Genomic DNA, 13,978 nt, shown 5'->3' with positions numbered 1-13,978 from the left:
CCACCCGTCCCTCACCTGGGCGCCTTCGCGCCGCTCCTGGCCTCGCCGAGCAGGCCGGCCAGGACGGCGGCGTGGCTGCGCCCGGCGTCCCGGGTGGCGGTCAGCAGGGTCACCGGGCCTTCCCGCGCCAGCTCCGCGATGCGGTCCAGGGCGCGGCGGCGGGCCGGGTCGTCCAGCTCGGTGAGGTAGCGGTCGCGGAAGGCCTCGAACTTCTCGGGATCGTGGCCGTACCACGTGCGCAGCTCGCCGGACGGCGCCACGTCCTTGAGCCACTCGTCCACGTGGGCCGCCTCCTTGGCCACGCCGCGCGGCCACAGGCGGTCCACCAGCAGGCGGGCGCCGTCCTCGGGGTCCGGGGCGTCGTAGACGCGGCGCACCTGTACCGGCATCCGCGCCCTCCCATCGCCGGAGCTCGGCCGGGTGCCCGGAGGGACGTCCGGGCCGGCCGCGGGTCACTGGGAGATATGCCCGTTTCTGTGGCCCTCACCCCGGCCGCCGGCGCGCAGCCGCCGCCGCGGTGAGGAGCCCGCGCCGCCGGGAGGCGAACCGCGCAGCACGACCCGGGGATCGCGGGTGCCCAGGTCGAGGTACATCCGGACCTCGTCGAAGCGCTCCATGCCGACCTCGATGACGTTCGGCAGCCGTCCCCACTCGCGAAAGCCCATCTCCTCGTACAGCTCGATGGCCCCGTGGTTGTTGCCGCGCGCCCCGAGGGTCAGGGTCTCCAGCCCTGCGGCGCGCGCGCTGTCGACCAGGCCGGCGAGGACCAGGCGGCCGAGGCCGAGGCCGCGCGCCGCCGGGTGCGCCATGACCTTGCCGATCTCGCCGGAGTGCGCGAAGACCTGCGCGGAGGCGCGCTTCCACAGGCCCATCGCCTGGACCACGCCGTCCACCCGGGCCAGGGCCAGGGCCGCCCGGCCATGCGCGGCGTCGGCGAGGATCTCCCGGACGAACGGATCGGTGTCCGCCCTGCCGGGCGGGGTGACGTAACCGACCGCTCCCCCGGCCGCCACCACCGCGTGGATCACGCGGTGCGTCTGTTCGAGCAGGTCATCGTCGGGGACGGTGGGCCAGGTCAGGTCGATGCGGGGAGACATGTCCGTCGATTATGCCCACCCACTCCGGGCCGCCCCGCGGCGGGCCATCGAGACCCGGGCGGCCGGTGTCGGGCACGTGGCCCCGGAGGAGGCCGGCGAGGCCGTCTGAGCGGGCGGGGCGAGGCGGGGGTCAGCGGCAGGGGTCGTGGTAGGGCTCGACGCCGGGGAAGTAGGTGTGCCATTCGGCGGGGGTGAGCGTGCGGCCGGCCCGGGCGCAGACGGTGGCGGCCACCCGAGTGGGATCGACGGGGATGTGGTGCATGATGCCGGAGTCGTCGATGGTGTGCAGTACGGTGCCGCCCGAGCCGAAAGCGGCCGAGACGAACGACGCGTCCTCGGCACGGAGCGGGCCGCCGAGGTCGCGGGTGGTCGCGACGTCCACGAGCTGGATCTCCTCGCCGACGGAGGCGAGGATGTCCCCTCGGGGCGAGAAGACGAGGCCGGTGGGTGACAGGCCCTTGCGTGTGAGGCCGCGCCGTGCGCCCGTGCGGACGTCCCAGAAGCTCAGGCCGCCGGAGGACTCCACGGCCAGGGTGTTCCCGTCAGGGCTGAAGGCCAGGGTGACCAGCGGGTCCTGGACGCGGGCGGGGCCGAGCGCAGGGCCGGTCTCCTGGCCGGTGGCCACGTCGAGCAACCGGTTGGAAAGGCCCAGGGCCTGGGCGACCGTCGTGCCGCCCGGACGGAAGACGACGCTGACCTCGTTGTCCAGGTCGATGGACCTGCCCCAGCGGCCATCGCGGACGTCCCAGATCAGCAGCCGCCCGCGGGTCTGCTCGTCGTCGCCGGTGGACGTGTTCGCGCCGATGGCCAGGAGTGACCCGTCGGGGCTCAGGGCCAGGGACTGCGGATACCAATCCTCCGGCACCGTGACCCGGGTGATCTGTGCCCGCCGCTCGGTGTCCCACAGGCGTACGGTCCGGCCGTCGCCGTCTCCGACGAAGGCGAACGTCCGCCCATCGGCGCTGAACACCGGATCGGCGGGCAGCGTCACGTCGTACACGCCGGTCAGGCGGATCGGTTGCCCGGCCGGACGGCCGGTGGGGTCGCGGAGCACCAGTGACCGCGCGCCGTCAGCCTGGGTGACCAGCAGGCGGCCGTCCGGGCTGTACAGCGCCGCCTCCGGCGCCGGGCCGGGGAGGCGGGCGGGGGTGAGGAGTTCGGCCACGTCGACGCCCAGCACCATGCCCCCAGTGAGGAAGCGCAGGGTGGGACCGTCGAAGCCGACCCCCTCGACGGTCCCCTCGTACGTCAGCAGTTTCCGGCCGTCGGCGACCCGGATGAGCCGGACGTCCTTGTCGCCGCCGGCCACCAGCAGCCGGCCGTCGGGGCTGAACCACATCCGGCCATCGGTCGAGTCCCAGCCCACGGAGGGCTGGGACGGCAGGGATCTGCCGGTGCGGACATCGACGAAGGTGATCCCCGAGGCGGTGCCGCAGGCGAGGGTGTGCCCGTCGGGGCTGAACGCGACCGCCGCCGCGGTCTTCCCCACGCAGCCGTCGGCGTCGTGCCATCGCGCGACGGGCTCGCCGCCCGGCAGCCGCAGGAGGCCGAAGCTGTAGGGGTCGGAGATGAGCGTGACGGCGGCCAGGTCACCGGCGGGGGTGAAGGCCGTGTCCACGACCAGCGCGGACAATCCTTCGCCGCCGACGGTGGCGCCGGTGCGCGTGTCCCACAGCTCGGCGCCCTGACCTTCGCGGACGGTCAGCCACCGGTCGCTCAGGCCGAAGGAGACGTCGTGGAAGTTCTGCTGCGCGACGAGTTCGTGCCGGGCAGTGGGGCGCTGGTGGACGGTGTCCCACACCTGGACGGTGCCGCCGGCCACGATGGCCAGCCGGCGGCCGTCAGGGCTGAGGGCCGCGCCGCGAAAGGGCCGGCCGTCGATCTTCACGTCGTCCCATCCGCCGATACGGCGGCCGGTGCGCGGGTCGTAGACGCGGACGCCCCGTGGGGAGACGCTGAAGAGCCTGCGCCCGTCGAGGGTGAGCTGCCGCACGGTGTCGCCTCCGGTGTCGGGGTCGGTGAAGGCGGTGCGTTCGCGTTGCGCCCACGCGTTGCGCAGGGTGGTCTTGGTGCCGGGCAGGGCGGCGAGCCGCCAGGCGGCGACGCTGAGCAGCATGGCGCGCACCGGGTCGGTGGTCCGCATGGCGTCGGCCTCGGTGGCGACCTTGCCGGCCGTCGCCTCGGCCAGCCGGGCGGCGAGCATCTCGCGTTGCGCGGTGACGGTCCTGGCCTGCTGTGCGGCGATCGCGCCGCCGGCCAGGGCGAGGACGAGCAGGATGGCCAGGGCGGCGGTGAGCAAGCGGCGGCGCCGGACACGGCCGCGGACGGCGGCGTTGCAGGCGTCGAGGAAGTCGCGTTCGAGGCCGCCGAGGGTGAGGTGGCGCCGCCCGGTGGCGGCCCAGCGCAGCGCGGCCTCCAGGCGGCTGCCCTGCAGGACGTCGGCCTCGCGGCGTCCGTGGTCGTTCCAGTGCCGTGCCGCGGAGTTGATCGCCTCGTGCGCGGGCAGGCCCTCGCGCTCGTCGCCGACCCAGGAGCGAAGCCGCGGCCACGCCTGGACGAGCGCGGGGCGGGACAGCCTCATGTCGTCGTCCCGGGTGGTGACCAGATAGGAGAAGACGTCCAGGACGCGGCGCAGCGCCACCGCCTCCGGCTCGGTGCGCCCGTGGAAGAGTTCGCTCCGCGACAGGACCCGCATGGTGACCTGGCCGGCGTCGCCGATGCCGACCATCCTGAGGAACACGTCGGGGACCAGGCCGCGCTCGGCGGAGTCGAGGAACCCGTAGGCCTCCTCCGCGAGGGTGCCGAGCGCGGGATCGGTGGTCGTGCCATGCCCGAGCATTCCCGCTTCCGCGCCGGCCACGGTGAGGAGTTCAGCCTGGCTGCCGTTGAATCCGGTGAGCAGGCCGAGCAACAGCTCGCGTGCGCTGGGGCGGGCCGGCGGATCCTTCGACAGCGCGGCGGCGACCAGCGGGCGCAGCCGGTCGGGAAGGCCGGCGAGGTCGGGATCGGTGGCCAGCACCCGGTGCATGACCGCGCCGAGACTTTCCGCCCTGAACGGGTCGTCGCCGTTCGCGGCGTACACCACGATGGCGCCCCAGGAGAAGACGTCGGCGGACGCGCCGGCGCGTTGCCCGGTGAAGACCTCGGGAGCCATGTAGGTGGGGGTGCCGGTGACCAGGCCGGTGGCGGTGAGCGACATCTCAAGGGTGCGCGCGATGCCGAAGTCGATCACGCGGGGCCCGTCCGGGCCGAGCAGGACGTTGTCTGGCTTGAGGTCGCGGTGGACGACGCCGGCGTCGTGGATGGCGGTCAGCGCGGTCGCCACGGCGGTGGCGAGCCGGTACAGGTCGTCTCCGGCGAAGCGCCGGCCGCCGGAGACGGCCTTGCGCAGGCTGGGGCCCGGGATGTACTCACTGACGATGTACGGCTTGGGGGCGTCGAGGTCGACGGCGAGCACGCGGGCGGTGCAGAACGAGGCGACCCGTCGCGCCGCGGTGGCCTCCCTGCCGAACCGTGAGCGCAGGTCGGGGTCGGCGGCCGTGTCGGCGTGCAGCACTTTGATCGCCACCCGGACGCCTTCGGCGTCGTAGGCCTCGTACACCACGCCCTGGCCACCGGCACCGAGGCGCCCGGCCAGCCAGTAGTCCCCCAGCCGCGGCGGATCCCCCGCCGACAGCGCCGACGCCACCACCATTCCGGTCACCCCGCAAGATCGAACACATCCATCAGGTTAGATGCCGGGCGCAGGCCGGAAGTTGCGGGTCACCAGGTCCGTGCCGGCCCGCCCTGCCGGGCCGGTGGCGGTACCAGACGCGCGGCCGGTCGGACGGTGCCCATCCTTGAACCACTCGCCGGGGAAGAATGCGCGGGTCAGGTCGGGTGGGTGTCGAGGGCGAGGTCGAGGCGGTCGTCGTAGGCGGCCAGCAGCAGGCGGGCCTCGTCGGCGGCCAGGCCGCGGCGCACCATGACGACGGCGGTCTTGACCTGGTGCCCGGCCTCCTCCAGAGCCCCGCGGGCCACGGCGATGTCAGCGCCGGTGATCTCGGCGACGATGCGCGCCGCCCGCGCGACGAGCTTGGTGTTGCTCGCCGACACCTCGACCATGTAGTTCCCGAAGGTCCGGCCGCACTTGATCATGGAAATGGTCGAGATCATATTGAGCACGAGCTTCTGCGCCGTGCCGGCCTTCAGGCGCGTCGAGCCGGCGACCACCTCGGGGCCGACGATGACCTCGATCGCGTGGTCGGCCGCCTCCGACAGCGGCGTGCCGGCGTTGCACGACAGCCCCGCCGTCAGCGCGCCCAGCCGGCGGGCCTGCGCGACGGCGGCGACGACGAACGGCGCGCGCCCGCTGGCGGACAGGCCCACCACCGCGTCCGCCGGACCGACGCCGTGCTCGCGCATGGCGGCGGCGCCCGCCTCCGCGTCGTCCTCGGCCCCCTCGACCGACCGGGTCAGCGCGGGCGTCCCGCCGGCGATGATCCCGCGCACCGTCCCGGGGTCGGTGCCGAACGTCGGCGGGCACTCCGAGGCGTCCAGCACCGCGAGCCGCCCCGAGGTCCCCGCGCCCACGTACAGCAGCCGCCCGCCGCCGCGCATGCGGGCGACGATGCCGTCGATCGCGGCGGAGATCTGCGGCACCGCCCTGGCCACCGCCGCCGGCACCGTGGAGTCGGCCGCGTTCATCAGCCGCGCGATCTCGTCGGTCGGCAGGCGGTCGATCTGGCGGTAGCGCGGATCTATCTGCTCCGTCGTGGCCGGCGGGGCGAATGGTCGCATCGTGGCTCTCCTCATCTTCCGGGGGTCGTGCTGATGCTCGCCGGGCCGCGGCCCGGGCGCGGCGGGTTCAGTCGAGGTGGCGGCGGTAGAGCCAGAACACCCGCTCCACGCGCGCGCCGACGGCCCTGGCGTAGAAGCGGACCGGGCCCACCCAGCCGATCTGGGTGGTGCGCAGGCCGGCGGCCGCCTGTTCTGCCAGGCAGCGCCGCAGCAGGACGCGGCCGACGCCGAGCCCGCGGGCCGCCTCGTCGGTGCCCATCGGGCCGAACCACCCGGGCCGGGCGCCCCAGGCGGCGAAGCCGAGGATCTCGCCGTCGCGGACGGCGTAGTGGCAGCCGGTCGCCTGCTCGACCTCCCAGGCCCAGGCGTCGTTCCAGTGCCGCCGGACGAACGCGGCCACCTCGCCCCGCTCCCCCGGCGCGGCCGTGCGCACCGCGACCCCGGCCGCCGCGAGCCGCCCGGCCTCCTGGTCCTGTGTGGCGCCGGGCGCGAACGGCGCCAGGTCGGCGGTCATGTTCCAGGCGGTGCGGTGGCGCTCGTAACCCAGACTCTCGGCCAGGCAGACCGCCGGGGTGTAGCGCACGTCGATGCCCGGCCAGGCGTAGCAGGGCGGGTTGCCGGCCAGCCGGACCTCCCGCACGCCGCGCTCCCGCAGCCACTCCTCGGCGGCGCGCAGCAGAGTCCTGCCGAGCCCGCGTCCCCGCGCCGCGGGCCGCACGGCCAGCAGGTCCACGTGCCCGACCCCCTCGGTGGCCGACAACGAGGCGAACACGACCCCGTCCAGGCACGGCAGGGTGAGCGCCGTCCACTCGCGGCCCTCGGGCGGCGCGGCCAGCCGGGACACGATCAGCGGCGCGTCCTCGGCGTCGAAGACGAGCGCCTCGCGGGCCACCTCGCCGGCGATCGCCAGCTCGGCCGGCAGCACGGGACGGACACCCGCGGGCCCGTGCGCGGGCCCGGCCCCGTGCAGGCCGTTCGCGAGCTCGGCGCCCTCGAAGTCGCCCGCCAGACCCGCGACCTGGGAGCCGGGCACAGCGCCGTTCCCGGGGTCGTTACCGGGGTCGTTCGGGGGGCCGGGGCTCTCGGGGACGCCGCTCACGCCACGGCCTCCACGGGGATGACCTCGCGGCGCTGCGGGTGGAAGCAGGCGTGCTCGTGCGTGCTCTCCACGCAGCCGGCCAGGATCGGCCGTTCCTTCTCGCACCGCTCGGTGCGGAACGGGCATCGGGGAGCGAACAGGCACCCCTCGTCGGCGTGGCGCTCGTTCAGCGCCTCGGTCGGCACGACGCGCTCGCGCCCGGGCCGCTCCAGCCCGTGCAGCACGGGGATCGCCGACAGCAGCGCCTGGGTGTAGGGGTGGACGGGCCCGGTGATGACGGTCTCGGTGAGCCCGCGCTCCACCACCTGCCCCCGGTAGAGCACGTACAGCTCCCCCTGGCCGCCGATGTACCGGGCGGTGGCGATGTCGTGGGTGATGAACAGCAGGCTCACCCCGAGCCGCTCGCGCAGGTCCTTGAGCAGGGCGAGGATGCTCAGCCGCATCGACACGTCGATCATGGAGACCGACTCGTCGGCGACCAGCATCTCGGGGTCCACGGTGAGCGCGCGGGCGATGACGACGCGCTGGCGCATGCCGCCCGAGAGCTGGTGGGGGTAGCGGCCGAGCACGTAGCCCGGGTCGATGCCCACCAGCGCGAGCAGTTCCTCCGCGCGGGCGTCGATCCAGGACGAGGGGCGGCCGGTCTGCGAGGCGCGCAGCGCGAGCGGCGCCCGCAGGGTCTGGTGGATCGTGCGGGTCGGGTTGAGCGCGGAGTAGGGGTCCTGGTGGATGAGCTGGATGCGCCGGAAGTACGGCCGGCGGCGGCGCGGGCTGAGCGGCGTCATCGGCGTGCCGTCGATGACGATCTCGCCGGAGTCGTAGGTCTCCAGCCCGGCGACGATGCGGCCGAGAGTGGTCTTGCCGCATCCGGACTCGCCGATGAACGACACCGCGCCGCCCTTGGGGACGGTGAAGTCGATGCCGCGCAGCGCCTTGACCTCGCGAGCGCCGAGGACGTCGCCGCGCTGCTTGTAGGTCCTGGTGATGCCGGTCCCGGTGATCACGCGTGCTCCTTCCGGCGTTCGGCGGGCCTGGCAGCCTCGGCGGCGTGACAGGCGACGGTCCTGCCGTTCTCGATGACGGACGGCGGTTCCACGGTCTCGCAGACCTCCATGCGGAGCGGGCAGCGCTCCTGGAAGACGCATCCCCGCTTGGGCACGGTGCCGAGCGTGGGCGGGCGTCCGGGCAGCGCGCGCGACTGGGTGATGTCGCCCGACAGGCGGGGGATCGCCTGGATCAGCCCGCGGGTGTAGGGGTGGCGGGGCGAGCCGAGCACCTCCATGGTCGGGCCGTGCTCGACCACCCGCCCGCCGTACATGACGGCGAGCCGGTCGGTGACCTCGGCGGCCACGCCCATGTCGTGGGTGACCATCAGCGTGGTCAGCCCGCGCTCCTGGTGGATCTCGCGGACGATGCGCAGGATGGTCGCCTGGGTGATCATGTCGAGCGCGGTGGTGGGCTCGTCGAGGATGACCAGCCGGGCGTTGAGCACCAGCGCGAGCATGATCCCCACCCGCTGGCGCATGCCGCCGGACAGCTCGTGCTGGTGGGAGTCCAGCACGCGGGCGCCGTCCAGGCCCATCCGCTCCAGCAGGCTCTTGGCGTCCCGCACGAGGGCGGGAAGGTCGTCCACGTCGTGCGAACGGCCGAGGTCCAGTAGCTGCTTGCCGATCGTCTTGAGCGGGTTCAGGGAGTTCTGGGCGGCCTGGAACACGTACCCGAGGTGCCGGCCGCGTGCCCGGCGCAGCCGGTCGCCCGCCAGGTCCACGACGTCGCCGAGCCCGTCGATCTCCACGCTGCCGCCGGCGATGCGGCCGGGCGGCTGGACGGCGTTGAGCAGCGAGAGCGCCAGCGTGGACTTGCCGGAGCCGGACTCCCCCACGATGCCGGTGATGGTGCCGGGCTCGATCGTGAGGCTGACGCCGCCGAGGGCTGGCAGCTCCCCGAGCGGCGTCCGGTAGACCACGGTGAGGTCGCGGACCCGCACCCCGGGCGTCGTCGCCGCGGCGGTGCCCACGAGCAGGCCGGGAACGGCGGAGGACTCGGGGCGGGGAGACTCCCCGACCCCGTGGGAGATGGTGGTCACCGGTTACTCCTCACGCAAGCGCGGGTTGAAGATCTCGTCCATCGCGTCGACGATGAGCACGATGCCGAGCGTGAGCAGCAGGATCGCCAGCAGCGGCGCCAGCAGGTACGGCAGCGCGGCGGTGCTGGTCAGCGCCCCGCCGCCGAAGACGGCCAGGTTGAGCATCACACCCCAGTTGTTGGAGTCGAAGGGCAGCACGCCGAGGAAGAACAGGCCGACCTGGGCGTAGATGGCGCCGGTGACGGCGATGAGCATGTTCATCGCGATGTAGGGCGCCATGCTGGGCAGCAGCTCGCGCCCGATGATGTGGGCGGTGGACAGCCCGAGCCCCCGGGCCGCCTCGATGAACCCCCGTTCGCGCAGGGACAGCGTCTGCGAGCGCACGGCGCGGGCGATGCCGCCCCAGCCCAGCAGGCCGAGCACCAGGCCCATCTCCAGCGGCCCCTGGAACTTCCAGACCGTCGACAGCACCAGCAGCAGCGGCAGGCCGGGGATGGTGAGCTGCAGGTCGGTGATCCGCATGAGCACGGTGTCCCACCGTCCCCGGTGGAACCCGGCGAGCAGGCCGAGCACCGTGCCGGCCGCGACGGTGATGACCGCCGTGACCAGGCCGGTGAGGATGACGTACCGGGCGCCGGTGACCACCAGCGCGAGCACGTCGGTGCCCTCGAAGTCGGTGCCGAACGGGTGGGCGAAGCTGGGAGGGGCGTAGAGGGCGTTGTCGTCGCGCGGCAGGTGCGCCGGGTACAGCATCGGCCCGAACGCCGCCATGAGCAGGAACATGGCGACGATCACCACGCCGGCCAGGCGGCTGGGCTTGCGGCGCAGCACGCGCGCGACGCCCCGCCAGAAGTTGCGCCGCAGGGCCGCCCGGGTGTCGCCGAGCGCCGTCTGGGGAACCGTCACGCTCATGCCGCGCCTCCCGTCCGCACCCGCGGGTCGATCACGGTGTACAGCAGGTCGGCCGCGATGTTGGCGACGATGATGGCCACCGTGGTCACCAGGAACGTTCCTCCCATGAGCGCGTAGTCGCGGGCGCCGATGCTGTTGACCAGCAGCAGCCCGAGCCCCGGATAGTTGAAGATCCGCTCGATGAAGATGGCGCCGCCGAACAGCATGCCGAGCGACAGCGCGAGGATCGTGAACAACGGCAGAATCGCGTTGCGGGCGATGTAGCGGAACAGCACGCCCCGGGTGAGGCCGCGCAGTTCGGCGGCGAGGATGAAGTCGTCGCCGAGCACGGTCGCCACGCTGGACTTCATCGCCAGCACCCAGCCGCCGTAGCTGGCCAGGGCGTAGGTCAGCACCGGCAGCGTGGCGTGCTGGACCAGCGAGGCCAGGTAGCCGGCGTTGAGCCCGGGGACGAACTCGACGTCGACCGGGCCGCCCGCGGGCAGGATCGGCCACAGTGTCGTGAAGATGGCCAGCATGAGCAGGCCGATGACGTACTGCGGCACGCCGTGCAGCAGCGAGCCCGAGATCGACAGCAGGTCGCCGAGCTTGCCCGACCGCTTGATGCCCGCGTACACCCCGAGCGTGACGCCGAGCAGGAAGCTCAGCAGCGTGCCGCCGAGCACCGGCAGGATGGTCCACTTGGCGGCCGAGGTGAGCAGGGTCGTCACCTCGGTGCCGGGCGTGCTGATCGACTGGCCGAGGTCCAGGTGCAGCAGCGCCTTCATGTATCCGGTGTACTGCTCCCAGAGGCTGCCCGTGGGCAGGAACCCGTACAGGGCGGCGGTGGCCCGCTCGGCCTGGTCGGGCGACATGCCCTTCTCGATCAGCGTCTCGTACTGGCCGAGCACCGGGTTGCCGGGGATGTTGCGGATGATCACGAAGCTGATGGTGGTGACCACCCAGATCATGACGAGGCCGCGGACGACGTGCCCGGTGAGCCGTCGTGTCACTGCGTTCACCCGGGGAGTCCGCCGGGTCGTGAGAGTCGTCATAGGCTACTTCTTCTTGATCATCCCGAGTTGCATCCACACTCCCGCGGGCAGGCGCAGCGCCTCGCTCCCGGCCGGCGGCCAGCCGGTGTAGCGGTCGGTGTTGATGAACTGGGTGTTGACGTAGTCGTAGATCTGGATCACCGGCAGCTGCTGGTTGGTCAGCGTGGCCAGCGTGGCGACGATGCGCTTCTGTTCGTCCGGGGCGGCCAGGTTGAGCCGGTTGGTGAGCTCGCCGGGGTTCACCCCGCCGATCGTCTCGGGGCCCCCCATCCAGTTTCCGTCCTTGCCCGGCGCAGAGTGCGTCAGCCGCCCGGCGAGCAGCGACCAGCCGTTGGCCGAGCCGTAGAGGCGCTGGTAGATGTTGTACGGCGAGGGCCCGAGCGCCATCAGCCAGAAGCCGATGTCGAACTTGCCCGAGGCCAGCTCGTCGAGGTAGAGGATGTAGTCCGCCGAAGTGGTGACGCTCGCCTCGATGCCGTGGTCGTTGAGCTGACTGGTGATCGACTTCGCGGCGGCGACCCAGTCGGAGAACGACGCGGGCACGTGGACCTCCACCTTCCACGGGCTGCCGTCCGGCATCGCCCACACCCCGCCCTTCTTGACCATGCCGGCGGCCTTCAGCTCGGCGTCGGCCTTGGCCGGGTCCACCTTGTAGGGGTCCAGCGCGGCGAGCCGGTCGCCGAGCCACGCCTTGGCCGAGTCGCCGTGGATGCCGGTGGTGGTGAGCGACGGCGTCCCCGCCTCCGGTGAGGCGATCTTGGTGACCTGGGCGCGGTCGACGAGGTAGGCGAGCGCGCGGCGCACGTGCACGTTGTCGTAGGGCTTGCGCGCCTGGTTGAACGCCATCGACGCCGCCACCGGGGAGTAACCCTTGCGGATCGCGTTGCCCGGGGTCTGCTTGATCTTGCGCATGACCGCGGCGGGCACGGCGGTGAACGGCGCGCTGTCCAGCGTGCCGGTGACCAGGTAGTTCCAGATCTGCTCGTTGCCGGTGTAGTTGAGCACCTTGACCTTGTCGGGCGCGATGCGGGCCGCGTCGTAGAAGTACGGGTTCTTCTTCAGCAGCGCCGCGCCGGGGTTGACCCTTTCCAGGACGAACGGCCCGGCGGAGACGTCCTCGGGCGGGGCGAAGGTGATGACCTTCTGCGACAGCCCGGTGATCGCGGCCTTGGCCTTGTCGGCGGCCGGTCCGGTTCCCCTGGCGGCCTGGAGGGTCGTCCAGAAGCCGGCGGGGAGCAGCTTGCCGTAGACGTGCGCGGGGACGACCACCGTGGAAAGGACGTTGCGCAGGAACACGTTGCTGCGGTTGGCCCCCTGGGTGACCTTGACGGTCTTGGCGTCGACGATCGTGATGTCGGCCGCCGCGCCCGCCGCGCCGGCGTTGACGGTGTAGGCGCTGCCGCCCTGGGTGTAGGCCAGGCCGATCGAGGTGCGGATGTCCTCGCTGGTGACGGGCTTGCCGTCCGACCAGCGGGCCTGCGGCTGCAGGTGAACCACGACCTCGCCCTGGTCGGGCGTGGCGGTCCAGCTGCGGGCGATGCCCGGATAGAACTGGTTGGGATCGGTCAGGCTGTTCTTCGGCCAGGCCAGCGACATGGCGTCGTACCCGACGAACGTGCTCCCCTGCGGGTTGAAGGGATTGATCGGCGCGGTGGCGTCGATCTGCTTGGCACCGTCGATCGTGGTGTAGATACCGCCCGCCCCGGCCGTGCCGGCCGTCTCCGTAGTGCCGCAGGCGGTGACGGCGGCGAGGGCCGCGACGGCGGCGATCGCTGCGAGTCGCTTCATGTAGTGGTCTCCAGGGGCCCGATTGCCAGGAACATACGGGCTCGAGGGCAGGGTGGTCGATTTTTTTCCTCCATGCAGGTTAGCATGAAGTTTCTTTTTAACCCCCCTTCTACCTGCGGATACTTCCGCTAGGGCACCCCATGGCATGCGAGAGGGCCCCGGCGTCACGCCGGGGCCCTCCCTACGTCCCTGTGTCCCTCTGTACGTCCCTATGACACTCTCTACGTCGCCGCGTGCTCCATGCGTCCCTGTGCCTGTGCCGCTTCCCGCCTGTGCCGCTTGTGCCTGTGCCGCTTTCCGCCGGGGTCGCTTCCTGCCGGGGGTCAGCGCACGCGGCCCACGCCGCCGACCGCCCCTGCCTCCCCCGGAAGCGCGAGCACCGGCTCCTGCTCCGGCCGCCACTCGCGCAGCGGCACCACTCCGGGCTCGGTCAGCTCCAGGCCGTCGAAGAAGGCTCGCACCTGCTCGGGCGAGCGGGAGGTGACGCCGGGCGCGGCGGTGCGGCTGAACACCCGCTGCCCCTCGCGGGCCTTGTCCTCGTCGACCTCGCCCACCGAACCGTGCGAGATGACCAGATGACCGCCCGGCACGAGCGCCGACCGCAGCACCGTGACGATCTTCATGGCCTCGTCGTCGTCCGGGATGAAGTGCAGGACGCCGAGCATCAGGATCGCCACCGGCCGGGAGAAGTCGAGATGCTCGACGATCTCCAGGCGGTCGAGGAGCGCCTTGGTGTCGCGCATGTCGGCGCCGACGGCGATCACGCGGTCGTTCTCGGCGAGCAGCGCCCGGGCGTGGGCCATCACGATGGGGTCGTTGTCGACGTACACCACCCGCGACTCGGGCGCGAGCTCCTGCGCGACCTGGTGCACGTTGCGCTGCGTCGGCAGGCCCGCGCCGATGTCGAGGAACTGGCGCACGCCCTGGCGGGTGAGATGCGTCACCGTGCGGACCAGGAACTCGCGGTTCTCCCTGGCGACGTCGCGCACGTTGGGCAGAAGCTCGATGATCTTCTCGGCGGCCGCGCGGTCGGAGGCGAAGTTGTCCTTGCCGCCAAGGTAGTAGTCGTAGATCCGCGCGACGCTGGGGATCGACGGATCGACCCCCGTTGGCGCCTTGATATCGCTCACACCGCTCCTTGCCGCTCACTCGTCCTGATCAGGATGGTAGGCGATCTCGGGCC

General features: G+C 72.6%; 11 protein-coding genes. All 11 read right to left on the bottom strand.

Annotated features, from left to right (window positions below):
• Positions 1-11: 11 nt before the first annotated feature.
• The 11 genes from ACFQSB_RS20900 to ACFQSB_RS20850 all read right to left on the bottom strand — a co-directional run bounded on the left by ACFQSB_RS20900 (position 12) and on the right by ACFQSB_RS20850 (position 13,925).
• Positions 12-389, bottom strand: coding sequence for a DUF488 domain-containing protein (locus ACFQSB_RS20900; protein WP_380828505.1), 378 nt, complete (start codon positions 387-389; stop codon positions 12-14).
• Between the two features lie 63 nt (positions 390-452).
• Positions 453-1,097 (bottom strand): GNAT family N-acetyltransferase, encoded by a 645-nt coding sequence (locus ACFQSB_RS20895; RefSeq protein WP_380828503.1) that lies wholly within the window; start codon positions 1,095-1,097, stop codon positions 453-455.
• 130 nt (positions 1,098-1,227) lie between these two features.
• A complete protein-coding gene (locus ACFQSB_RS20890; protein ID WP_380828575.1) occupies positions 1,228-4,791 on the bottom strand; it encodes a protein kinase domain-containing protein in 3,564 nt (1,187 codons plus the stop codon).
• Between the two features lie 176 nt (positions 4,792-4,967).
• Complete coding sequence (murQ, locus tag ACFQSB_RS20885; protein WP_380828502.1) at positions 4,968-5,876, bottom strand: N-acetylmuramic acid 6-phosphate etherase; 909 nt, start codon at positions 5,874-5,876, stop codon at positions 4,968-4,970.
• Between the two features lie 67 nt (positions 5,877-5,943).
• Positions 5,944-6,975 carry a GNAT family N-acetyltransferase gene (locus tag ACFQSB_RS20880; RefSeq protein WP_380828500.1) on the bottom strand — a complete coding sequence of 344 codons (1,032 nt, stop codon included), beginning with the start codon at positions 6,973-6,975 and terminating at the stop codon, positions 5,944-5,946.
• A complete protein-coding gene (locus tag ACFQSB_RS20875; RefSeq protein ID WP_354920018.1) occupies positions 6,972-7,979 on the bottom strand; it encodes an ABC transporter ATP-binding protein in 1,008 nt (335 codons plus the stop codon). The genes ACFQSB_RS20880 and ACFQSB_RS20875 overlap by 4 nt, the downstream gene beginning before the upstream one ends.
• Positions 7,976-9,061, bottom strand: coding sequence for an ABC transporter ATP-binding protein (locus tag ACFQSB_RS20870; RefSeq protein WP_380828497.1), 1,086 nt, complete (start codon positions 9,059-9,061; stop codon positions 7,976-7,978). Before ACFQSB_RS20870 ends, ACFQSB_RS20875 begins: the two co-directional genes overlap by 4 nt.
• Before the next feature lie 3 nt (positions 9,062-9,064).
• Positions 9,065-9,973, bottom strand: a complete 909-nt coding sequence (locus ACFQSB_RS20865) for an ABC transporter permease (protein ID WP_380828495.1) — start codon at positions 9,971-9,973, stop codon at positions 9,065-9,067.
• Positions 9,970-11,007: an ABC transporter permease gene (locus ACFQSB_RS20860; RefSeq protein ID WP_354841205.1), complete on the bottom strand. Its 1,038-nt coding sequence runs from the start codon at positions 11,005-11,007 to the stop codon at positions 9,970-9,972. Before ACFQSB_RS20860 ends, ACFQSB_RS20865 begins: the two co-directional genes overlap by 4 nt.
• Positions 11,008-11,010: 3 nt before the next feature.
• Positions 11,011-12,795: an ABC transporter substrate-binding protein gene (locus ACFQSB_RS20855; RefSeq protein ID WP_380828494.1), complete on the bottom strand. Its 1,785-nt coding sequence runs from the start codon at positions 12,793-12,795 to the stop codon at positions 11,011-11,013.
• A 323-nt stretch (positions 12,796-13,118) separates the two neighbouring features.
• A complete protein-coding gene (locus tag ACFQSB_RS20850) occupies positions 13,119-13,925 on the bottom strand; it encodes an SAM-dependent methyltransferase (protein WP_380828492.1) in 807 nt (268 codons plus the stop codon).
• Between the last annotated feature and the right edge of the window lie 53 nt (positions 13,926-13,978).

It is taken from the genome of Sphaerisporangium rhizosphaerae, assembly GCF_042665155.1.
In the GTDB taxonomy this organism is placed as follows: domain Bacteria; phylum Actinomycetota; class Actinomycetes; order Streptosporangiales; family Streptosporangiaceae; genus Sphaerisporangium; species Sphaerisporangium rhizosphaerae.
Note: the sequence above shows the minus strand (reverse complement) of the source record. Positions and strands in the feature narration are given on the sequence as shown.